A 21974-nucleotide genomic window follows, 5' to 3' on the forward strand; every position below is an offset into this window, starting at 1 on the left:
CCGACATGATCAAGCGTATTGCGCAAACCGCAGGGTTCAGCGGCCTGTTGGCCGCCCTGCTGCTGACCCTGCTGCAAAGCTTCTGGGTTGCCCCGCTGATTCTGCAGGCGGAAACCTTTGAAAAAGCCCCGGCCGCCACAGAGGTTGTGCATGAGCACGCCGCCGGCGCTGCCGCGCACACCCATGACGCCGAAGCCTGGGAGCCGGAAGACGGCTGGCAGCGCGTGCTCTCGACCACGGGCGCCAACCTGGTGGTAGCCGTCGGTTTTGCGCTGATGCTGGCTGGCCTTTACACCTTGCGCACGCCGACTCGCACCGCCCAAGGCCTGCTGTGGGGCTTGGCGGGTTACGCGACCTTTGTGCTGGCGCCAACCCTCGGCCTGCCACCGGAGTTGCCGGGCACTGCCGCCGCTGACTTGGCGCTACGCCAGGCATGGTGGATCGGCACCGCCGCCTCTACTGCCGCCGGTATTGCGCTGATCGTTTTCGGCCGCAATGGGCTGCTCAAAGTGCTGGGCGCAGCCATCCTCGCGGTGCCGCACCTACTCGGCGCGCCGCAGCCGCTAGTGCATTCAATGCTCGCGCCGCAAGCCCTGGAGGCGCAGTTCAAGATCGCCTCGCAGCTGACCAATATGGCGTTCTGGCTGGCCCTGGGCCTGATCAGCGCCTGGCTGTTCCGTCGCAACCGCGATGATCGCTACTCGGCATGACCTACGTGGTCGGCCTGGGCTGCCAGCGCGGTTGTGATGCAGCCACCCTGTTGGGCCTGTTTGATGCGGCCCTCGCCGAGGGCGGCGTCGAGCGTCACCGTGTCATGGCACTGGCCAGCATCGACCGTAAACAAAACGAGCCGGGGCTACTCGCCCTGGCCCGATGGCTCGACCTGCCCTTGCGGTGCTTCAGCGCCGGGCAACTGGCCGTTTATGAAGCGCGGCTGAGCCATAAATCCGCAGTTGCCTTCGCCCATACCGGCTGTTACGGCATCGCCGAAAGCGCCGCCCTGGCCCTGGCCGAACAGCTCTGCGGCGGCCCTGCCCGCTTGTTGATCACCCGCCGGAAAACCGCCCAGGCCACCTTTGCGTTGGCCTGCGCCGGCTAAAATCCCGATAATCGCGCTTTCCGATCATGAGCATCCTTCATGCTCGCCCGTTTTTCGACAGGAACTCTCCATGACCGTCTACTTCATCGGCGCCGGCCCCGGCGACCCGGAATTGATTACCATCAAGGGCCAACGGTTGATCCGCAGTTGCCCGGTGATCATTTACACCGGCTCCCTGGTGCCCGCAGCGGTATTGGACGGCCATCAGGCGGAACAGGTGGTCAACAGCGCCGAATTGCACCTGGAGCAAATCATCGACCTGATCAAGGCCGCCCATGCCAAAGGCCAGGACGTGGCACGTGTGCATTCCGGCGACCCGAGCCTGTACGGCGCGATTGGCGAGCAAATCCGCCAGTTGCGCGAATGGGACATTCCCTTCCAGATCATCCCCGGCGTCACCGCAGTGGCGGCCTGCGCTGCGTTGCTGGAGGCCGAACTGACCCTGCCGGACATCGCCCAAAGCGTGATCCTGACGCGCTACGCCGATAAAACCAGCATGCCGGTCGGCGAAGACTTCGACAGCCTGGCCCGCCACGGCACGACCATGGCGATTCACCTGGGGGTCAATCATCTGGAAAAGATCGTCACCGAGCTGTTGCCGCATTACGGCGCGGATTGCCCGATTGCCGTGGTGCACCGCGCGACGTGGCCGGACCAGGATTGGGCGGTCGGCACGCTCGCTGATATCGCCGGCAAAGTCGCCGCCAAGGGCTTTCGGCGCACGGCGCTGATTGTGGTGGGTCGGGTGCTGGCCAATGACAGTTTCAGCGAGTCATCGCTGTATCGGGCTGGGCATGCGCATCTTTATCGACCTTAGCTTTTTTACCAGATGCGTGTATCAGCCAGCGGTCGAGGCGACTGAGGCACCGCTATCGGAAGCAAGCCCCCACACCTAATCTTCCGTCTGAGATAAACAACGTAACCCACTGAATTAAAAGTATAAAAAAACGGCGCTCACGGGGCGCCGTTTTTTATTTTCGCAGTGAACGCCTTACTCAGTAGTAGGCGTTTTCTTTCTGCGTATGGTCGGTCACGTCACGTACACCCTTGAGCTCCGGAATACGCTCGAGCAAGGTGCGCTCGATGCCTTCACGCAAGGTCACGTCGGCCTGGCCGCAGCCTTGGCAGCCGCCGCCGAACTTGAGGACAGCGATGCCGTCTTCGACGACGTCGATCAAGCTGACCTGGCCGCCGTGGCTGGCAAGCCCCGGGTTGATCTCGGTCTGCAGGTAGTAGTTGATGCGCTCGTTGACCGGGCTGTCGGCGTTGACATTCGGCACCTTGGCGTTGGGCGCCTTGATGGTCAACTGGCCGCCCATACGGTCGGTGGCGTAGTCGACCACGGCGTCATCAAGGAAGGCTTCGCTGAAGCTGTCGATGTACGCGGTGAAGCTTTTCAGCCCCAGGGCGGTGTCTTCAGGCTTCTCTTCACCAGGCTTGCAGTAGGCAATGCAGGTCTCGGCGTACTGGGTGCCGGGCTGGGTGATGAAGACGCGGATACCGATTCCTGGGGTGTTCTGCTTGGACAGCAGGTCGGCCAGGTAATCGTGGGCGGCGTCGGTAATGGTTATGGCAGTCATGGAAACTCCTCACAGGCTTGCCGGCAGTTTACGCCAAAATATTACGCAGGTACAAAGTCCGAGTATTTTTGTCGGAAAAGCGTCGACCTGCCTGTCAGAGGTTTTCATAACGATTCATGTCCAACACCCCCTCTTCCACAGGCGTTGTCTCGCGGATGTACTGCGACAAATCATGGAAATACTGCCAGAACAGCGGATGGCTGCGGCGCACGCCCCAACGATCAACGATGGCTTCGAACTGCTTGGCGTCCTTGGCCTGTTCCATCTGCGCAACGAATGCAGGCACTTCCCGGGCCGGGATATTGAACATGAAGTTGGGGTAGCTGCTGAGCACGCCCGGGTAAACGGTCAAGGTATCCAGGCCCGACTGATAGCGATAGGCCTCACCCAGCAGGAACGCCACGTTACTGTGGGCACGGTTGCGCAGCAGGCTGTAGACCATGCGCTGGCCGCTGGCGGTCTCGATACGCAACATCGTCGCTTCGGGCAATTGATCGATCACCTTGAGCCCCGCCGCCGGGCGCGAGGTCAGGCGACTGAGGGCCTGTTCCACATCCTGCAACGTCGCGGAGATACCGTTGCGTGAGCAATAGGCGCCCGCGCAACGGTTGATCGGGTCCGGGCTGGCATTCAAATCGCCGTAACGGGTGAGCAACTGGTTGGCAAAGTCGCGCTTGGGGTCTTTTTCATCCAGGTGCAGACCGCTCGGCTTGTCGTCGTCGATGGCTTCGTAGTCCAGCCAGAGTTTGATCTTGCCGCTGTTCTGGTACCAGTCGTCCATAAACCCGTCGCGGGTGTCGGCAGGCATCAGGCGCAGGAAGTTCTGCTCCGCGCCGTTGCGGATCAGGTCGAAGTACAGGCGGGTCTGGGCCTGGTGCGAGACGTTGCCGAACACATCGAAATTCACCGCCAACTGATAATAGGTGCGCTCCAACAGGGGGTAATCGAATAACCACATCGTCTGCGGCACTTCGCCGATCAGGCCCTTGGTCACCGACGCGCTGTCAAAGTGACGGAAGATGCTCAGCAAGGCACTGTCGTTACCCGCCCACAGGCTTGACCAACTCGGCGGTGGCAAATCGGCGTAACTGTCGCGGCGCAGCGCTTCATATTCGTTGCGCTTGTCGCGGTAGGCCAGCCACAGGCTCAGCACGCTGCCCACGTCGTCGTTTTGCCCCGGCATGGCCAACAACGGCGTCGCCTGGCCGCGATACCGCGCATCGGTGATATACAAATCATGGTCAGGGTCTTGGAACAGCGCCCAGAAATTGTCGCGGATCACGTCCGTGGCGATCTGCCCCCGGCACACCGGCCCGCGAATGAAGGTGCGCACGAAATATTCGGCGTTATCCAGCATGAACTGGTAACGGGCCTTGGCCGGGATAGCTTCGAACGTGTCGAACGGGTTGGCCCGACGCCCCGGCCCATAGCCCGGCAAGGCGCTGACCTGCCAGTTGCCGGCGTAGAACAGCGCCTTGATGCGCGCCATTTTCTGCGCACTGAACGGGTAAGTGATGTGGGTTTTATGCACGATCACGCCCTGCACCGGCCACAGGCGGTAATACACGCGGGTGCCGGGGTCGTCATTCGGACGGCGGGTATTGATCAAGTCGATCGGCTGCCCGCTTGGCGTACGCGAGCGCACCCACTGGAAGAAATGCCCCGGCTCGCCGCCCTCAAAGTAGAGATGGGCGAGAAACAAATGCTCGTACAGCCAGCGCGCCACCAGGCTTTCACGGGCGCCTGGCTGGTTGAACAGGTTTTCCCACTGCTGCACTTGCAAGGCTTCGCTGGCACTCGGCGCCAGGCCCTGTTCATCGATGGGCGCGCCGGAGGCCAGCCAGCGTTGCAGGGTTTGATATTGCTGGTCAGTCAGGCCGGTGACCGCCAACGGCATGCCTTCTTTGGGATGGCTGCCGGCGTAGGCGTTGAACTCGGCGGGCATGGCGCACGTGTTTTCGCGATTCAAGCCCAGCACGATGTCTTCGGGCAGCTTGGCGTTGGGTTGCAACGGCGCGTTACGGCCCAACTCCAGCATGCGCGCCATCAGCGCGGCCTGGCTGCCCTGGGCGTCGAGCACCGAATAAAAGCCCTTCTGCCGCCACGCCTGTTTGCCGAAGGCGTCATAGAACAAACGGGTAGTCGGCGTGGCCTGGCTACGCTCGCCGTCGTACACCGGGACTTTGCTCGCGCCGCGCGCCGCCCCTTCGGCGCTGCCCAGGTTGAGCTGGCAGGCGGAGTCGTAGCAGGCGTGACAGGCCACGCACTTTTCGGTGAAGATCGGTTGGATATCGCGGGTGTAGGAGATCGCCGGCGCGGGACCTTCAGCCTGGGCAGCGCTGGCAATCAAGGCCAGGAAGGCGCTGACGATAAGACGAAGTGACATGTATCCGGTCCCGATCAATACGTGCGGTAAAAAAGTGGCGGTGATTCTACCGGGCCATGACGCCGCCCAACATGAGCGATATTCATGCAAAACCCGCACATGCCGCAAATCCGCACAGGTTTGCTATGATCCACCCCCTCCGTAATGCCTGACCAGAGTAGTCCCATGTCCGATCGTAGCGCTCGTCTGCAAGCCCTTCACCACGCCCTCAAGGAACGCATCCTGATCCTCGACGGCGGCATGGGCACGATGATCCAGAGCTATAAACTGGAAGAGCACGATTACCGTGGCAAACGCTTCGCCGACTGGCCGAGCGACGTCAAGGGTAACAACGACCTGCTGGTGATCACCCGTCCGGACGTGATCGGCGGCATCGAGAAGGCTTATCTGGATGCCGGCGCCGACATCCTCGAAACCAACACCTTCAATGCCACGCGCATTTCCATGGCCGACTACGGCATGGAAGAGCTGGCCTACGAGCTGAACGTCGAAGGCGCACGCCTGGCACGCAAGATCGCCGACGCCAAGACCGCCGAGAACCCGGCCAAGCCACGCTTCGTCGCCGGCGTGCTCGGCCCGACCAGCCGTACCTGCTCGCTGTCGCCGGATGTGAACAACCCCGGCTACCGCAACGTGACCTTCGATGAGCTGGTGGAAAACTACACCGAAGCCACCAAAGGCCTGATCGAAGGCGGCGCCGACCTGATCCTGATCGAGACCATCTTCGACACCCTCAATGCCAAGGCTGCGATCTTCGCCGTGCAAGGGGTGTTTGAAGCACTGGGCATCGAACTGCCGATCATGATCTCCGGCACCATCACCGACGCCTCCGGCCGTACGCTGTCGGGCCAGACCACCGAAGCGTTCTGGAACTCCGTGGCCCACGCCAAGCCGATCTCGGTCGGTTTGAACTGCGCACTCGGCGCCAGCGAACTGCGCCCTTATCTGGAAGAGCTGTCCAACAAGGCCAACACTCACGTCTCGGCGCACCCCAACGCCGGCCTGCCCAACGAATTCGGCGAGTACGACGAACTGCCGTCGCAAACCGCCAAGGTCATCGAAGAGTTCGCCCAGAGCGGCTTCCTGAACATTGTCGGCGGCTGCTGCGGCACCACCCCAGGCCACATCGAAGCCATCGCCAAGGCCGTGGCCGGTTATGCCCCGCGCCCGATCCCGGACATTCCCAAGGCCTGCCGCCTGTCGGGCCTGGAGCCGTTCACCATCGATCGCAGCTCGCTGTTCGTCAACGTCGGCGAGCGCACCAACATCACCGGTTCCGCCAAGTTCGCCCGCCTGATTCGCGAGGACAACTACACCGAAGCCCTGGAAGTCGCGCTGCAGCAGGTTGAAGCCGGCGCCCAGGTGATCGACATCAACATGGACGAGGGCATGCTCGATTCGAAGAAGGCCATGGTGACCTTCCTCAATCTGATCGCCGGCGAGCCGGATATCTCCCGCGTGCCGATCATGATCGACTCCTCCAAGTGGGACGTGATCGAAGCCGGCCTCAAGTGCATCCAGGGCAAGGGCATCGTCAACTCCATCAGCATGAAGGAAGGCGTGGAGCAGTTCATTCACCATGCCAAGCAGTGCAAGCGCTACGGCGCCGCGGTGGTGGTGATGGCCTTCGACGAAGCCGGCCAGGCCGACACCGAAGCACGCAAGAAAGAGATCTGCAAACGCTCCTACGACATCCTGGTGAATGAAGTCGGCTTCCCGCCGGAAGACATCATCTTCGACCCGAACATCTTTGCGGTCGCCACAGGCATCGAGGAGCACAACAACTACGCCGTCGACTTCATCAACGCTTGCGCCTATATCCGTGACGAACTGCCGTACGCGCTGACCTCGGGCGGCGTGTCCAACGTGTCGTTCTCGTTCCGCGGCAACAACCCGGTGCGCGAGGCGATCCACTCGGTGTTCCTGCTGTACGCCATTCGCAACGGCCTGACCATGGGCATCGTCAACGCCGGCCAGCTGGAGATCTACGACCAGATCCCGGCCGAGCTGCGCGACGCGGTGGAAGACGTGGTGCTCAACCGCACCCCGGACGGCACCGACGCCCTGCTCGCCATCGCCGACAAGTACAAGGGCGACGGCAGCGTCAAGGAAGCCGAAACCGAAGAATGGCGTGGCTGGCCGGTGAACAAGCGCCTGGAACACGCGCTGGTCAAGGGCATCACCACGCATATCGTCGAGGACACCGAGGAGTCGCGGCTGTCGTTCGCGCGCCCGATCGAAGTGATCGAAGGTCCGCTGATGTCCGGCATGAACATCGTCGGCGACCTGTTCGGCGCCGGCAAAATGTTCCTGCCGCAGGTGGTCAAATCCGCCCGTGTCATGAAACAGGCCGTGGCCCATCTGATCCCGTTCATCGAACTGGAAAAAGGCGACAAGCCGGAGGCCAAGGGCAAAATCCTGATGGCCACGGTAAAGGGTGACGTACACGACATCGGCAAGAACATCGTCGGCGTGGTGCTCGGTTGCAACGGTTATGACATCGTCGATTTGGGCGTGATGGTACCGGCAGAGAAGATCCTGCAAGTCGCCAAAGAGCAGAAGTGCGACATTATCGGCCTGTCCGGGCTGATTACGCCGTCCCTGGACGAGATGGTGCACGTGGCCCGTGAGATGCAGCGCCAGGATTTCCACCTGCCGCTGATGATCGGCGGCGCGACCACCTCCAAGGCGCACACGGCGGTGAAGATCGAGCCCAAGTACAGCAACGATGCGGTGATCTACGTCACCGACGCCTCGCGCGCAGTGGGCGTGGCCACGCAGTTGCTGTCCAAGGAACTGAAGGCCGGCTTCGTCGAGAAAACCCGCCTGGAATACATCGACGTACGCGAGCGCACCTCCAACCGCAGCGCCCGCACCGAACGCCTGAGTTACCCGGCGGCCATCGCCAAAAAGCCGCAGTTCGACTGGAGCAGCTATACCCCGGTTGTGCCGACGTTTACCGGCGCCAAGGTGCTGGACAACATCGACCTCAACGTCCTGGCCGAGTACATCGACTGGACACCGTTCTTTATCTCCTGGGACCTGGCCGGTAAATTCCCGCGCATCCTCACTGACGAAGTGGTGGGTGAAGCCGCCACCGCGCTGTATGCCGACGCCCGCGAAATGCTGCGCAAGCTGATCGATGAAAAGCTGATCAGCGCACGTGCCGTGTTCGGTTTCTGGCCGACCAACCAGGTGCGGGACGATGACCTGGAAGTCTACGGTGACGACGGCCAGCCGATTGCCAGGCTGCACCACCTGCGCCAACAGATCATCAAGACCGACGGCAAACCGAACTTCTCCCTGGCCGACTTCGTCGCGCCCAAGGACAGCGGCATCACCGACTACATCGGTGGTTTCATTACCACCGCCGGCATCGGCGCCGAGGCAGTGGCCAAGGCTTACCAGGACGCGGGCGACGACTACAACTCGATCATGGTCAAGGCCCTTGCCGACCGCCTGGCCGAAGCCTGCGCCGAATGGTTGCACCAGCAAGTGCGTAAAGATTACTGGGGCTACGCCAAAGACGAGCAGCTGGATAACGAGGCGCTGATCAAAGAGCAATACAGCGGCATCCGCCCTGCCCCCGGTTACCCGGCGTGTCCGGATCACACCGAGAAGGCCCAGCTGTTCCAATTGCTCGACCCCGAGGCCCGCGAAATGCAGGCCGGTCGCAGCGGTGTGTTCTTGACCGAACACTACGCGATGTTCCCGGCGGCGGCGGTGAGCGGCTGGTACTTCGCCCACCCGCAGGCGCAGTACTTTGCGGTGGGTAAAGTCGACAAGGACCAAGTCACGAGCTACACCGCGCGCAAAGGCCAGGACCTGGCCGTGACCGAGCGCTGGCTGGCGCCCAACCTGGGCTACGACAACTAAGCCCGCCAGGATTGTCTATGCTGTCCCTCACACACCGGGTGTCGAGGGACTTATGGACGATCCAGTCAATAACAAACCGCCTTCCTTCTGGCAGATGCTGCACAGCGTGGTGGCCGCCGCCTTTGGCGTGCAAAGCGGCAAGAACCGCGCCCGCGACTTTACCCACGGCAAGCCCAGCCACTTTGTGATGCTGGGCATTCTATTCACGGGGGTGTTTGCCCTGACGCTATTCGGTATCGTCAAACTGGTGCTGCACCTGGCCGGGGTTTAAGGCACACAGGCGCACGCTTAACGCATCAACAATTCCAAGCCGAACGGGTAACGATAACCCTCGGGCTTGGCCTGCGCCGAAAGCGCCTTGAAGTTCACGCGATAGTGGTGTTTGGCCTGGAGTTCAAGCAGCTGTCGCGCCTGGGCCGGGTCTATCAGTTCGAACAGCGCCACCTGCGGTTCGTGGTCCCGATGACGGCGGATATCTATGCCCTTGGCATCATCGTTGATCAGCACCATGGCCCACCCGCCCAGGGTGAAATGCCCGGCGACCAGGCTCGACAAGCGCCCGTCCAGGCGCGCCTGCAGGATCTGCGGCGAGCTGTTGACCGCGCTGAACAGGACGTCCTTGCCCGGCGATCGCCCGCTGTCCTCAAGCGCTTGCATGGCACCCAGCGCCATCTGGTCATTGGCAGACCACACCAGCGTGGTCTGCGGATAGCGCTTGAACAGCTGCGTGGCCTGCTCAAAGGCGCGTTCGCGGGTCCACTCGCCGTAAACCAACTGGCGCAGTCGCACCTGGGGATGTTCGGCCAGCGCCCGGCGCAAGCCCTGCTCGCGCAGCTGCGCGCCCGGCGTGGTCTTGACCCCGGAAAACGCCAACAGGTCGAGGGATTCGCCCGGTGCAATGGGGCCGTGCTGACGCAACAGGTCAACGAGCATCAGGTAGCCGGCCCGTTCGTCATCGGCGACCAGGCTGCCGATCACATCAATGCCGATTTGGGCGCCCAACAGGTGCGCCTGGTCGGCCGTCAGCGTGCTGTTGACCATCAGCAACTTCACCCCGCTGCCCTGCGCCATGCGCAGGACCTGGGGCGCCACGTATTGCTCATTGACCAGCACCAGGTAATCGGGCCGCCGGCCGCCTTGAAGAGCTTCACGCGCCTGGCTCAAGGTGTTCTGGTTATCGCGCTCGGCATAACGCACACGCAAATCCAGGCCGAGGTCCTTGGCCGCGGCCTGCATGAACTGCGTGTAGCCGACCCAGAAGGTTTCCGTCGACGTGCCTGGGTTGAGAAACACCACCGATGTCGCATGGGCCATCAACCCGAAGGTCGCTCCCCACAACCCCACAGACGCAATCAGAACCTTCAACATGCTGGCTTGAACCTTCAAAAGAAGCCGCCATGATAGTGGCAATGCGACTGTCAATCGAGGTTCAGTCAACCCTGCTTATTGATGGCTGACCCAGAACACAGCGGTTCCCACTACCAGGATGATCAAGAACAGGATGGCCCAGGCGTCCACGGTACTGTCGGGTTTACGGGCTTTAGTCGGATTGCTCATCGCATCGCCTCTTGTCGGTTTTATAGGTGATTGCACTAAGACACGAGCACAGTAAAGTCCAGGATTGCCCGCATGACAAATGTGGGTATCGCGATAAACCTTCTCATTAGTCATTTTGGTTATGTGCATATACTCAAACATCACTTTTGCGCATAAACGCAAACTGGTATCGTGCGCCGGCTCCGTTGGGAGTGCGCGGCCGTGCGCGCAGATTTGCCGAGAACAGGACCTATATGTACGTATACGACGAATACGATCAGCGCATCATCGAGGACCGCGTCAAGCAGTTCCGTGATCAGACCCGACGCTATCTGGCAGGTGAACTGAGCGAAGAAGAGTTCCGCCCTCTGCGCCTGCAAAATGGCCTTTATGTGCAGCGCTTTGCGCCGATGCTGCGGGTGGCCGTGCCCTACGGCCAGTTGACTTCGCGCCAGACACGCATGATGGCCAAGATTGCCCGCGACTTCGACAAAGGCTACGCCCACATCAGTACCCGCCAGAACGTGCAGTTCAACTGGCCGGCACTGGAAGATGTGCCGGACATCCTGGCTGAGCTGGCGACCGTGCAGATGCACGCCATTCAGACCAGCGGCAACTGCCTGCGTAACGTGACCACCGACCAATTCGCCGGCGTTGCCGCCGACGAACTGATCGACCCGCGCCCGTGGTGCGAAATCGTCCGTCAATGGACCACCTTCCACCCGGAATTCGCCTACCTGCCGCGCAAGTTCAAGATCGCCATCAACGGCTCGACCTCGGACCGTGCGGCCATCGAAGTCCACGACATCGGCCTGGAGCCGGTGTACAACGCCGCAGGCGAACTGGGCTTCCGTGTGCTGGTGGGTGGCGGCCTGGGCCGTACGCCAGTGGTCGGCGCGTTCATCAACGAGTTTCTGCCATGGCCGGACCTGTTGAGCTACCTCGACGCGATCCTGCGGGTCTACAACCGCTACGGCCGTCGCGACAACAAATACAAGGCCCGGATCAAGATCCTGGTCAAGGCGCTGACCCCCGAGGTGTTCGCCCAGAAGGTAGACGCCGAGATGGAACACCTGCGCGGCGGCCAGACCACCCTGACCGAAGCCGAAGTGCATCGCGTCGCCAAGCATTTCGTCGACCCCGAGTACAAGGCCCTGAGCAACCAGGACGCCGAACTCGCCGCGCTCGACCAACAGCACCCAGGCTTTGCCCGCTGGCGTGTGCGCAACACCCTGGCGCACAAAAGCCGGGCTATGTGGCCGTGACCCTGTCGCTCAAGCCCACCGGCGTCGCCCCTGGCGATATCACCGACAAGCAACTGGACGCCGTGGCCGACCTGGCCGAACGCTACAGCTTCGGCCAACTGCGCACCTCCCACGAGCAGAACATCATCCTGGCAGACGTTGAGCAGAGCCAACTGTTCACCCTGTGGGGCGAACTGCGTGAAGGCGGCTTCGCCACGCCGAACATCGGCCTGCTGACCGACATCATCTGCTGCCCGGGGGTGATTTCTGCTCCCTGGCCAACGCCAAGTCGATCCCGATCGCCGAATCGATCCAACGCCGTTTCGACGACTTGGACTACCTGTTCGACATCGGCGAGCTGGACCTGAACATCTCCGGTTGCATGAACGCCTGTGGTCACCACCACGTCGGCCACATCGGCATCCTGGGCGTGGACAAGAAAGGCGAAGAATTCTACCAAGTGTCCCTGGGTGGCAGCGCCAGCCGCGACGCGAGCCTGGGCAAGATCCTCGGCCCGTCCTTCGCCCAGGAAGCCATGCCCGAGGTGATCGGCAAACTGATCGATGTGTACATCGAACAGCGCACCGAAGATGAGCGTTTCATCGATACCTACCAGCGCATCGGCATTGACCTGTTCAAGGAGCGCGTCTATGCAGCGAATCATTAAGAACAACGAAGTCGTCGACGAAACCTGGCACCTGCTGCCCAAGGACGCGAGCTTCGACGGTATTTCCAACTGCGACGACCTGATCGTGCCGTTGGCGCTGTGGCGCGAACACGGCCACGCCCTCAAGGCCCGTGACGGTGGCCTGGGTGTGTGGCTGGACGCGGATGAAGAAGCCGAAGAAATCGGTGATGACGTGCAGCACTTCCAAGTCATCGCCCTGAACTTCCCGGCCTTTACCGATGGGCGCAACTACTCCAACGCACGCCTGCTGCGTGACCGCTACGGTTACAAAGGCGAGCTGCGTGCGATTGGCGATGTGCTGCGCGACCAACTGTTTTACCTGCGCCGCTGCGGGTTCGATGCCTTCGCCCTGCGCGCCGACAAAGACCCGTACGAAGCGCTGGAAAGCCTCAAGGACTTCTCGGTGACCTATCAGGCCGCAACGGACGAACCGCTGCCACTCTTTCGCCGACGCTGAGTAACAAATGTGCGAGGGGGCTTGCTCCCGATAGCGGTGGTTCAGCTACTTATCCGGTAACTGAAACTCCGTCATCGGGAGCAAGCCCCCTCTCACAGTGCAAACTCCTCACGTTCAGGATGGCGGGTTGATCTTGATCGACGCCAGCACCTGTTTCTGCCCCATGGAGCACGGCACGCCTTCCGGCTGCGCCCGTACCGCTTCGATCACGCCCAGCAATTGCGCCTTGTTGTGCGCCAACTGCGTCTGCATCACTTCGATCTGCGCCACCTTGCGCTCCAATGCCTCAATCAATTCCTCGCGCTTGTGCTCGCCGGGAGCCGGCATCAACGCCTTGAGTTCCTGCAAGGTGAACCCGGCCTGTTGCGCGCTCTGGATCAATTGCAGCGTCTGCAAGGCTTCGGGCGCATAGCGCCGATAACCGTTGGCCTGGCGGCCCACCTGGCTGATCAGCCCTTCGGCTTCATAAAAGCGGATACGCGATGCTGCCAAGCCGCTCTGTTTTGCCAGCTCACCAATATTCATCACAACACCTGCTTGACATTAAAGTTAACTTTAAGCTTAGCCTGAGGCCTCCCCCGCTAAGGAGTCAACCCATGTCACCCTTCGAAGCCCTGCAACTGCCCAATGGCCAAATCATTTCCAACCGCATCGCCAAGGCGGCGATGGAAGAAAACATGGCCGATATCAATCAGGCACCGTCCCGCGAATTGAAGCAGTTGTACAAGACCTGGGCGGACGGCGAACCCGGTCTGCTGATCACCGGCAACGTGATGATCGACCGGCGTGCGATGACCGGCCCCGGCGGCGTTGCGCTGGAAAACGAACAACACTTGGGCAGCTTTCGCGAATGGGCCGACGTGGCCAGGGCCAAGGGCGTGCACTTCTGGGTACAGCTGAGCCACCCAGGGCGCCAGACCATGGCCAACCTGGGTCAACAAGCCCTCGCGCCATCGGCCCTCGCCCTTGACCTGGGCAGTTTTTCCAAGATGTTCGCCACACCCAAGGCCATGAGCGAAGACGAGATCCAGGACGTGATCCAGCGCTTCGCCACCAGTGCGCGCCTGGCCGAGAAAGCCGGGTTCAGCGGGGTGCAGATCCACGGGGCGCACGGCTACTTGCTGAGCCAGTTCCTCTCCCCGCTGAGCAACCACCGCACCGACCGCTGGGGCGGCACGCTGGAGAACCGCGCGCGGCTGTTGCTGGAAGTGATCCACGCCGTGCGCGCTAGCGTCAGCCCGGCGTTTTGCGTGTCGGTAAAACTCAATTCGGCGGATTTCCAACGCGGCGGCTTCGATGAGGCCGATGCGCGCGCGGTGGTAGAGATGCTCAATCCATTGCCCATCGATTTATTGGAATTGTCCGGCGGCAGCTATGAAGCGCCGGCCATGCAAGGCGAAGCGCGGGACGGCCGCACGCTGGCCCGAGAAGCGTACTTCCTCGAATTTGCCGCGCAAATGGCCAGTGTCGCTCGCATGCCGCTGATGGTCACCGGCGGCATCCGACGCCTACCAATCGTGCAGCAAGTACTCGATAGCGGCATCGCCATGGCCGGGATCGCCACCGCCCTGACCCTGGAACCGCAGTTGATCAAACAGTGGCGCGCAGGTCGCGACCTCGACCCGCAACTCAAGCCTATCGACTGGAAGCGCAAGCCCCTCGCCTCACTCGCCACCCTGGCCGTGGTGCGTGACCAGATGCGCCGCTTGAGCCGTGGCCGCCGCCCCAACCCCAACGTCGCCCCCTTGGCTGGCCCTGGCGTGCGACCAGTGGTTTACCGCGCGCCGCACCCGGCAATATCGTGCGGCCATGAAGCAATCTTCACATTAAAGGCGCAGCATTCGCCGTGATCGAACTGTCCCCTATTGATCAGCTGTTCTTAACCTCACTGACGATTGGAGTGCCTCATGGCGAAAATCAACCTGGCCCAGCAACTGGCGACCACCCTTGAACAGGCGGGTATCAAGCGCATCTGGGGCCTGACCGGCGACAGCCTCAATGGCCTCACCGATGCGTTGCGCAGCATGGACAGCATCGAATGGATGCACGTGCGCCACGAAGAAGTCGCCGCGTTCGCCGCCGGTGCCGAGGCCGCGGCCACCGGTGAGCTGACGGTATGCGCCGGCAGTTGTGGGCCGGGCAACCTGCACCTGATCAATGGCCTGTTCGACTGTCATCGCAACCATGTGCCGGTGCTGGCGATTGCCGCGCAGATCCCCTCCTCAGAGATTGGTCTCAACTATTTCCAGGAAACCCATCCCCAGGAATTGTTCAAGGAGTGCAGCCACTTTATCGAACTGGTGACCAACCCCGAACAGATGCCCCACGTGCTGCACCGTGCCATGCGCTCGGCGATCCTCAATCGCGGCGTGGCGGTGGTGGTGATTCCGGGGGACGTGTCGTTGCTGGAAGTCGAAGACACGCTCAAGCCTTGGCCGGTACTGAACGCGCCGCGCACGTTGCCGGCCGAAGCCGACCTGGTGCAATTGAGCGAAATCCTCAAGGGCAGTGACAAAGTCACGTTGCTGTGCGGCAGCGGTTGCGCCGGCGCCCATGCACAAGTGGTGGCGCTGGCCGATACGCTGGGCGCCCCGGTGGTGCATGCCCTGCGCGGCAAGGAGCATGTGGAATGGGACAACCCGTTCGACGTGGGCATGACCGGCCTGATCGGCTTCAGCTCGGGCTATCACGCCATGCTCAATTGCGACACGCTGATCATGCTCGGCACTGACTTCCCCTATCGCCAGTTCTACCCCACCGCCGCGAAAATCATCCAGGTCGACCGCAACCCGCAGGCCCTCGGCCGTCGCGCCACGCTGGACCTAGGGATCGCCGCCGATGTAGGTGAAACCCTCGACGCCCTGTTGCCGCGCCTGACCCGCAAGACGGATCGCCGCTTTCTCGACACCTCCTTGAAGCATTATGAAAAAGCCCGCCAGGGCTTGGATGACCTGGCCCAACCGTCCAAGGCCAATCGGCCGATTCATCCGCAATATGTGGCGCGGTTGCTCAGCGAACTGGCGGACGAGGATGCAATCTTCACCGCCGACGTCGGTTCGCCCACGGTGTGGGCGGCGCGCTATCTGAAAATGAACGGCAAGCGCCGCCTGATCGGCTCGTTCAACCATGGGTCCATGGCCAACGCCATGCCCCAGGCCATTGGCGCGCAGGCTGCGTTCCCGGGCCGGCAGGTGATTTCGATGTCGGGCGACGGCGGTTTCGCCATGTTGATGGGCGACTTCATCTCACTGGCGCAGTTGAAATTGCCGGTAAAAGTCATCGTGTTCGATAACTCATCCCTGGGTTTTGTCGCCATGGAAATGAAGGGCCGCCGGTTATCTGGAGGCCGGCACCGAGCTGAAAAACCCGGATTTTGCGGCCATGTCCAACGCCATGGGCATTCTCGGTATCCGCGTGGAGCAATCCGAAGAGCTGGAACCGGCCTTGCGCCGCGCCCTGGCCCATGACGGCCCGGTGCTGGTGGACGTGGTGACCGCCACCCAGGAACTGGTGATGCCGCCGAGCATCAAGCTGGAACAGGCCAAGGGGTTCAGCCTGTATATGCTCAAGGCGGTGATGAGTGGGCGCGGGGATGAAGTGATCGAGCTGGCACGCACCAACTGGCTGCGCTGACTCAAAGCTGATTCAAATGTGGGAGGCCCCTCCCACATTTGGCGCCTGCGTCTGTCAGCCCTTGTGTTTTTCCACCCACTGGCCGTAGGCATCGATGAACGCCTGCAAAAACGGCTTGGTCTTTTCCGATACCTTGCCCGACTCATCAAACACACTGCCCGCGCCACCCAGGTAGGCTTCGGGCTGCTGCATGCACCACACGTCCAGGAATACCAGGGACTGGCGCAGGTGATGGTTGGCGCCGAAACCGCCAATCGCACCCGGCGACACGCTGATGATAGCGCCCGGCTTGCCGCTCCAGGCACTTTGCCCGTAAGGGCGCGAGCCTACATCGATTGCGTTTTTCAACGGGGCCGGTACCGAACGGTTGTATTCCGGGGTCACGAACAGCACCGCGTCGGATGAGCTCACTTGCTGGCGGAAAGTACTGTAGGCTGCCGGCGGTGAATCACCGTCGATGTCCTCGTTGTAGAGCGGCAAATCGCCAATTTCCACAATATTCAATTTCAGATTGGCAGGGGCCAGTTCGGCCAATGCCAGGGCGACCTTGCGGTTGATCGACTGTTTTCTCAAGCTGCCAACCAGGACGGCAATCGTGTAGACCTTGCTCATTGGGGGTTCCCGACGTCTGATTAAAGGAGCTTGTAGTTATAGAGGCTTCGTGGCGTGATCACCAGCAGGTTTTGAGAACCTTTCAGACGTTTGGCTCAGGCTATGCCCTGTAGGAAAAGTCCAAAAACCTCAACGAATAGTATTTTTTTTCCGTAGGCAAACTACGCCTCTTTATGACGGTCTACACAACCATATATCGAGTGTTTTATCTCCAGAGGTTCTAAACAGATGGCAGCAGTACTTGTCGGACAGTTCCATGCCAGAGACGCGGAAGGCCGCGTGTATTCCGTGCATGAATTCCAGGAATCCAACCCGGCGCAAGGCGACGTGGCTGGCTCGGCGCCCACCACTACCTACAAGCTGGCCATTGGCGATCGTGTAGAAAAACTGGAAGGCGATGAATTCAAACTGATTCAGTCGGGCACTATTCTTGTCCGCGAGTCGCAAACCACCCTCGCGTCATAAGATCTCGCCTTAACGACCTGCTCAGTCCTGGCCATTGATGGCATTGACTGGGCTGGCGTGATCAGGGACTGCGGATCTGCGTGAGTTCAATGCCCTGCTCATCCTGCTTGAGCGTCACCGTCAAATGCCCCCGCTCCCCTTCCACGGCGTACATCGAACGCGTGTAGCCCGACGTGTTGTACGCGGGGTACGCCTGCACCTGCCTGAGCAGCGTGAGCCCCAACACTGTCCCCACCTGCTCGCTCACCTGTTCCTGGGAACGGATAAACGCTTCAAGCGCGAGGTTTTCCGGCGGGGTGTCGTCTTGATTACGCAAGAGATAAGCAGCCACGCATCCCACGGTCACCAGGACCATCAGTTGCTTGGCCGTTACCCCGAAGAACGTCGAGGGAATCAGCATATGAGACCAGACCTGTTTTTGTTGTATGTGCCGGTACCCGGCATTGGTCGTTGATGATCAGACCCGCCATTTTAGTGGGGTCGCGACCGAACGCCATAGGCTTGAGCGACCCACACCGTCTTTTTTACGCACACTTTTTTTCACAGGCGGGTTCGCGCCATTGAATACCCACCGCGCTGCACATAGACTCCGGCCATGCGTTTACGTCATATCGAAGTGATTCAGGCCATCTTGCAGACCGGACACCTCGGCACGGCCGCCGAATGGTTGCAACTCTCCGTGGGCGATGTGGACGCAGCGCTCAAGGAGGCTGAGCTGCAATTGGGCTTCATGTTGTTCGCCAGCGTGCGCGGACGTTTGCAGGCGACCCGGGAAACCCTGGAGCTGCAGGCAGAAATCGCCCATGTGTACGAAGCGCTGGAGCCGGTGCAACGCCTGGCCGGCCGCCTCAAACACCATCACGCCCCCACCTTGCGCGCCCTGTGCACCCCGCCGCTGGCCAATCAACTGCTACCGCAAAGCATCGCCGTGCTGCGCCGGCGTTTCCAGGACACTCCGTGCAACCTGTCGAGCCAGCCGACCCGGGAAATCGCCAGAAGCCTGTTGTTGCACGAAGCCGATGTGGGCCTGGGCCTGCATGATCCGGAACATCCACAAATCCACAGCACGGTGCTGGCCCAGGGCAAACTGCAATTGCTGGCGCCCCATGGCTGGCTCAAACCCAAGCAGAAGTACATTGCGCTGCCGGACCTGGCCGGGCAGTCGATGATCGGGCTGGAGGGCCACGACCCGCTGAGCCGCCTGCTGGATGCCAAGCTGCAAGCCTTGCGACCGTTGCCGGTGGTGCAGACACGGGTACAGACCTACCAGATGATGCGCAGCATGGTGGAGGCGGGAGAAGGCTTGGCGATTGTCGACCCGTTTACGGCCTTTGGCGCGCGCGAGGCCGGGCTGGACGCGTGCCCCGTGTCGCCGCCGATCATGGTCAGCCTGTATGCGTTGACGCTCAAGGAGGGCGTAGCCTCACCCGCCTTGAATGCGCTGCTGGAGATCGTCACCCAGAAGGCCGAAAGCCTGCTGGTGAGCTAACCCCGGTCGGCTTCGGTCTTGAACAGGCGATACCAGAAAATCGCCACTTCACGGGTTTGCGGGTCGATGCCGCGATAGCGCAAGTGGTCGATGCCGCCCATCACATAGCCACAACGTTCATACAGACGGCAGGCGCCAAGGTTGTTGTTCTGGGTTTCGAGCATCATGCCCGGCAGGTTTTTCTTGCGGCTCCAGAACTGCGCCACGTCCAGCAATGCCTTGGCGACGCCGTGGCGACGCGCGGGCAAGGCCACGGCCAGTTCATCGACATGGGCAAAACCGTTCCAATTGGTGCTGACCACGATATGCCCCACCGGGCAGTCGTCCAGGAAGGCCATGAAGATGGCACTGTCTGGGGCGTTGCGAAAGCTGGCGAATTCCTCCGGGTCAATCCCATAGCACTTGCGGTACGGCACGATGCGTTCCACTGGCCACTTATCGACGCGCGCGCCCATCTGCGGCACTCCATAGGCGCTGACCTCGAAACTGAAATCATTGCCCCACACATAGGCGTCGAAGCCCTCATCGGCGACCCGCACACTGAGCCCTGGATACTTCGGGTTCATTACAGCTTGCATAAACATCCTTAACCCTTGATGCAATCGACGGTGTAACAACGACCACTGCCGTCATCTTCGTGTTGTAGCCCGTGAACGTCTGCGACAAAACCGGGAAAACTGTTATCGAACGTGCGCGCAAACGCCAGGTAGTCGATGATCGAGCGCGTCGACTCGGTAAAGCGCTCGCCCGGCATGATCAACGGGATGCCCGGCGGATAGGGCACCAGCATCACGGCTGCGATGCGCCCTGGCAAGGCATCAATGGACACTGCCTCCACTTCGCCCCTGACCAATTGGTCGTAGGCGTCGGCCGGTTTCATCGCAATGTCCGGCAATACCGTGTACATGCGCTTGAGGTGTTTGGCGGTGGCGTTACTGCGATAACAGCTGTGCAGCTGGTCGCAGAGGTCGCGCAACCCCAGGCCCTGGTAGCGTGTCGGGCCCTGGGCAAACACCGAAGGCAAACAACTGGCCAGGCTGACATTTGCGTCGTAATTGCGCTTGAATTCCAGCAACTCGGTGAGCAAGGTACTCCATTTACCTTTGGTGATACCCATGGAAAACAGCACGAGGAAGGAATACAGCCCGGTCTTTTCCACCACCAGCCCGCGTTCCCAAAGGAATTTACTGACCACCGCCGCGGGAATCCCGCAATCGCTCAAGGCACCACCGGCATTCAGGCCGGGCATCACCAGGGTGACCTTGATCGGATCGAGCAGCACATAGTCTTCGACCACATCCCCAAAGCCATGCCAATCATCCTGCGGCTGCAACAGCCAGTCCGCCGTAATAACGCGGTCGACACCCGCCACCGAGGGCGGCTGCCAGATGGAAAACCACCAGTCCTCGGCGGCGATATGCTGACGCAGGTTAGCCAGGGCGCGACGAAAGCTCAGGGCTTCGTCGAACATTTCCTGCAGCAACGAACGGCCGGCCGGGCCCTCCATCATCGCCGAGGCCACGTCCAGCGAGGCGATGATGCTGTATTGGGGCGAGGTGGAAATATGCATCATGAAGGCTTCGTTGAAACGGTCACGGTCCAGCTGGCGCGCGCCGCCGTCCTGCACGTGGATCATCGAAGCCTGGCTGAACGCCGCCAGCAGCTTGTGCGTGGAATGGGTGGTGAACACCAGCGGGCTCTCCGGGGTACGCGAAGTGCCCATGCCGTAGCGCCCGGCGAAAAATTCGTGAAACGCCGCATAGGCGTACCAGGCTTCGTCAAAGTGTAATACCTCGACACTGTTGCCCAGTTGCTGCTTGATCAGCTCGGCGTTATAGCACAGGCCGTCGTAGGTGGAGTTGGTGACCACGGCCAGCTTCACTTTCGACGAACGGCCACGGGCCAGGGGGCTGGCGTCGATCTTGGCGCGGATCGACTCAGGGCTGAATTCGCTCAAGGGGATGGGGCCGATGATGCCCAATTCGTTACGCTCAGGGCATAGGTACAGCGGTATGGCGCCGGTCATGATGATCGAGTGCAACACCGATTTGTGACAGTTGCGGTCGACCAGCACCAGATCATCGCGGCCGACCATGGAGTGCCAGACGATCTTGTTGGCGGTCGATGTGCCATTGATCACGAAGAAGGTGTGGTCGGCGCCGAAGTTGCGTGCGGCACGCGCCTCGGCTTCGGCCAGAGGCCCGGTGTGGTCCAACAGCGACCCCAGTTCGGGCACTGATACGGATAAGTCCGAACGCAGGGTGTTTTCCCCAAAAAACTGGTGGAACGCCTGCCCTACCGGGCTTTGCGATAAGCCACGCCGCCGCCATGGCCGGGGGTGTGCCAGGAATAATTGGAGTCGGCGGTGTGCTGCACCAAGGCCTTGAAGAATGGCGGCAGCAGGCCATCAAGGTAGGTGCGTGCGGCGCGGGCCACTTGCCGGGCTAGAAACGGCACGGTGTCTTCGAACAAATAGAGAATACCGCGCAACTGGTTGAGCTCGCTCATGGCATCGGCCGGAGCGTTTTCCAGGGTGACTTGCTCGCCGAGGGCAAAGATCGGCAGGTTCGGCGCCCGCACCCGCGCAAGGCGGATCAGCTCAACCATGTTTTGCAGCAGGTGGGTATTTTCGCCGGCGCCTTCGGCGGCGATCAGCATGCAGGCCAAACCATGATGGGTGGACGCCACCAGCCGGCCTTCGGCGTAGTCCACGGCGGAAAAAATACTGAAGCCCTCTTGTTCCAACTCGCGGGCGATGCCTCGAACCCGGTCGCCGGCAACGGTGTCGGCCTTGATGTCGCGATGCACAATAAGAACAGGGAACTTCAGATCTTTGTACATGAGGGCGTGGAGTCCTGAGGGCTATGCACTCAAGGGTAGAAGCTAGGCGCGGATGTGGCGAATGAAGA

General features: G+C 61.2%; 15 protein-coding genes and 4 pseudogenes. 11 read left to right on the forward strand and 8 right to left on the reverse strand.

From position 1 onward, the window contains the following. Nucleotides 1-5: 5 nt before the first annotated feature. The 3 genes from AB4O25_RS06280 (at nucleotide 6) to cobM (ending at nucleotide 1916) form a co-directional block, all read left to right on the forward strand. Nucleotides 6-710: a CbtA family protein gene (locus tag AB4O25_RS06280; RefSeq protein WP_068936625.1), complete on the forward strand. Its 705-nt coding sequence runs from the start codon at nucleotides 6-8 to the stop codon at nucleotides 708-710. After that, complete coding sequence (locus AB4O25_RS06285) at nucleotides 707-1099, forward strand: cobalamin biosynthesis protein (protein WP_460148965.1); 393 nt, start codon at nucleotides 707-709, stop codon at nucleotides 1097-1099. Before AB4O25_RS06280 ends, AB4O25_RS06285 begins: the two co-directional genes overlap by 4 nt. Before the next feature lie 70 nt (nucleotides 1100-1169). After that, entirely contained in the window at nucleotides 1170-1916 is a 747-nt protein-coding gene (gene cobM / locus AB4O25_RS06290) for a precorrin-4 C(11)-methyltransferase (RefSeq protein ID WP_460150659.1), read from the forward strand. 178 nt (nucleotides 1917-2094) lie between these two features. Here the strand turns inward: cobM and nfuA are convergent, their stop codons facing one another. Both nfuA and AB4O25_RS06300 read right to left on the reverse strand, forming a co-directional pair. Continuing rightward, nucleotides 2095-2679, reverse strand: coding sequence for a Fe-S biogenesis protein NfuA (gene nfuA / locus AB4O25_RS06295; protein WP_017528557.1), 585 nt, complete (start codon nucleotides 2677-2679; stop codon nucleotides 2095-2097). A gap of 94 nt (nucleotides 2680-2773) precedes the next feature. Beyond that, nucleotides 2774-5065: a fatty acid cis/trans isomerase gene (locus tag AB4O25_RS06300; RefSeq protein ID WP_460150660.1), complete on the reverse strand. Its 2292-nt coding sequence runs from the start codon at nucleotides 5063-5065 to the stop codon at nucleotides 2774-2776. Between the two features lie 165 nt (nucleotides 5066-5230). Here AB4O25_RS06300 and metH point away from each other — a divergent pair, with 165 nt between their 5' ends. Further along, nucleotides 5231-8941 carry a methionine synthase gene (gene metH / locus AB4O25_RS06305; RefSeq protein WP_460150661.1) on the forward strand — a complete coding sequence of 1237 codons (3711 nt, stop codon included), beginning with the start codon at nucleotides 5231-5233 and terminating at the stop codon, nucleotides 8939-8941. A 52-nt stretch (nucleotides 8942-8993) separates the two neighbouring features. Then, complete coding sequence (locus AB4O25_RS06310) at nucleotides 8994-9212, forward strand: DUF2970 domain-containing protein (RefSeq protein ID WP_065878864.1); 219 nt, start codon at nucleotides 8994-8996, stop codon at nucleotides 9210-9212. Between the two features lie 17 nt (nucleotides 9213-9229). On the opposite strand, the gene AB4O25_RS06315 is transcribed toward AB4O25_RS06310, so the two are convergent. Further along, entirely contained in the window at nucleotides 9230-10309 is a 1080-nt protein-coding gene (locus AB4O25_RS06315) for an ABC transporter substrate-binding protein (RefSeq protein WP_460150662.1), read from the reverse strand. A 422-nt stretch (nucleotides 10310-10731) separates the two neighbouring features. Here AB4O25_RS06315 and AB4O25_RS06320 point away from each other — a divergent pair. Both AB4O25_RS06320 and AB4O25_RS06325 read left to right on the forward strand, forming a co-directional pair. Beyond that, nucleotides 10732-12388 (forward strand): annotated as a pseudogene (locus tag AB4O25_RS06320) (nitrite/sulfite reductase). After that, nucleotides 12372-12866 carry a DUF934 domain-containing protein gene (locus AB4O25_RS06325; RefSeq protein ID WP_017528563.1) on the forward strand — a complete coding sequence of 165 codons (495 nt, stop codon included), beginning with the start codon at nucleotides 12372-12374 and terminating at the stop codon, nucleotides 12864-12866. Before AB4O25_RS06320 ends, AB4O25_RS06325 begins: the two are co-directional and overlap by 17 nt. Nucleotides 12867-12980: 114 nt before the next feature. Here the strand turns inward: AB4O25_RS06325 and AB4O25_RS06330 are convergent, their stop codons facing one another. Next, nucleotides 12981-13391: a MerR family transcriptional regulator gene (locus AB4O25_RS06330; RefSeq protein ID WP_068937270.1), complete on the reverse strand. Its 411-nt coding sequence runs from the start codon at nucleotides 13389-13391 to the stop codon at nucleotides 12981-12983. Nucleotides 13392-13462: 71 nt separating this feature from the next. On the opposite strand from AB4O25_RS06330, the pseudogene AB4O25_RS06335 reads away from it, so the two are divergent. Beyond that, nucleotides 13463-14696: pseudogene (locus AB4O25_RS06335) on the forward strand (NADH:flavin oxidoreductase/NADH oxidase family protein). Nucleotides 14697-14773: 77 nt separating this feature from the next. Next, nucleotides 14774-16499 (forward strand): annotated as a pseudogene (gene poxB, locus AB4O25_RS06340) (ubiquinone-dependent pyruvate dehydrogenase). 54 nt (nucleotides 16500-16553) lie between these two features. On the opposite strand, the gene AB4O25_RS06345 reads toward poxB, so the two are convergent. Further along, nucleotides 16554-17111 (reverse strand): NADPH-dependent FMN reductase, encoded by a 558-nt coding sequence (locus AB4O25_RS06345; protein WP_017528567.1) that lies wholly within the window; start codon nucleotides 17109-17111, stop codon nucleotides 16554-16556. Nucleotides 17112-17339: 228 nt separating this feature from the next. Between AB4O25_RS06345 and AB4O25_RS06350 the strand changes: the two genes are divergently transcribed. Further along, entirely contained in the window at nucleotides 17340-17576 is a 237-nt protein-coding gene (locus AB4O25_RS06350) for a hypothetical protein (RefSeq protein ID WP_068937269.1), read from the forward strand. 61 nt (nucleotides 17577-17637) lie between these two features. Here AB4O25_RS06350 and AB4O25_RS06355 read toward each other — a convergent pair whose 3' ends face one another. Continuing rightward, nucleotides 17638-17976, reverse strand: a complete 339-nt coding sequence (locus tag AB4O25_RS06355; RefSeq protein WP_017528568.1) for a hypothetical protein — start codon at nucleotides 17974-17976, stop codon at nucleotides 17638-17640. Between the two features lie 195 nt (nucleotides 17977-18171). On the opposite strand from AB4O25_RS06355, the gene AB4O25_RS06360 reads away from it, so the two are divergent. After that, complete coding sequence (locus AB4O25_RS06360) at nucleotides 18172-19065, forward strand: LysR substrate-binding domain-containing protein (RefSeq protein ID WP_460150663.1); 894 nt, start codon at nucleotides 18172-18174, stop codon at nucleotides 19063-19065. Here AB4O25_RS06360 and AB4O25_RS06365 read toward each other — a convergent pair. Beyond that, entirely contained in the window at nucleotides 19062-19631 is a 570-nt protein-coding gene (locus AB4O25_RS06365; protein ID WP_460150948.1) for a GNAT family N-acetyltransferase, read from the reverse strand. The genes AB4O25_RS06360 and AB4O25_RS06365 overlap by 4 nt on opposite strands. A 20-nt stretch (nucleotides 19632-19651) precedes the next feature. After that, a pseudogene (locus tag AB4O25_RS06370) lies at nucleotides 19652-21906 on the reverse strand (Orn/Lys/Arg family decarboxylase). Between the last annotated feature and the right edge of the window lie 68 nt (nucleotides 21907-21974).

Source organism: Pseudomonas sp. S3_A03 (assembly GCF_054668275.1).

Bases quoted from the DNA above. Each gene is read 5' to 3' on its own strand.
- AB4O25_RS06345 (WP_017528567.1), bottom strand. From the start codon at position 17,111: ATGAGCAAGGTCTACACGATTGCCGTCCTGGTTGGCAGCTTGAGAAAA.
- AB4O25_RS06315 (WP_460150662.1), bottom strand. From the start codon at position 10,309: ATGTTGAAGGTTCTGATTGCGTCTGTGGGGTTGTGGGGAGCGACCTTC.
- AB4O25_RS06355 (WP_017528568.1), bottom strand. From the start codon at position 17,976: ATGCTGATTCCCTCGACGTTCTTCGGGGTAACGGCCAAGCAACTGATG.
- metH (WP_460150661.1), top strand. From the start codon at position 5,231: ATGTCCGATCGTAGCGCTCGTCTGCAAGCCCTTCACCACGCCCTCAAG.
- AB4O25_RS06280 (WP_068936625.1), top strand. From the start codon at position 6: ATGATCAAGCGTATTGCGCAAACCGCAGGGTTCAGCGGCCTGTTGGCC.
- nfuA (WP_017528557.1), bottom strand. From the start codon at position 2,679: ATGACTGCCATAACCATTACCGACGCCGCCCACGATTACCTGGCCGAC.
- AB4O25_RS06360 (WP_460150663.1), top strand. From the start codon at position 18,172: ATGCGTTTACGTCATATCGAAGTGATTCAGGCCATCTTGCAGACCGGA.
- AB4O25_RS06310 (WP_065878864.1), top strand. From the start codon at position 8,994: ATGGACGATCCAGTCAATAACAAACCGCCTTCCTTCTGGCAGATGCTG.
- AB4O25_RS06325 (WP_017528563.1), top strand. From the start codon at position 12,372: ATGCAGCGAATCATTAAGAACAACGAAGTCGTCGACGAAACCTGGCAC.
- AB4O25_RS06285 (WP_460148965.1), top strand. From the start codon at position 707: ATGACCTACGTGGTCGGCCTGGGCTGCCAGCGCGGTTGTGATGCAGCC.
- cobM (WP_460150659.1), top strand. From the start codon at position 1,170: ATGACCGTCTACTTCATCGGCGCCGGCCCCGGCGACCCGGAATTGATT.
- AB4O25_RS06330 (WP_068937270.1), bottom strand. From the start codon at position 13,391: ATGAATATTGGTGAGCTGGCAAAACAGAGCGGCTTGGCAGCATCGCGT.
- AB4O25_RS06300 (WP_460150660.1), bottom strand. From the start codon at position 5,065: ATGTCACTTCGTCTTATCGTCAGCGCCTTCCTGGCCTTGATTGCCAGC.
- AB4O25_RS06350 (WP_068937269.1), top strand. From the start codon at position 17,340: ATGGCAGCAGTACTTGTCGGACAGTTCCATGCCAGAGACGCGGAAGGC.
- AB4O25_RS06365 (WP_460150948.1), bottom strand. From the start codon at position 19,631: ATGAACCCGAAGTATCCAGGGCTCAGTGTGCGGGTCGCCGATGAGGGC.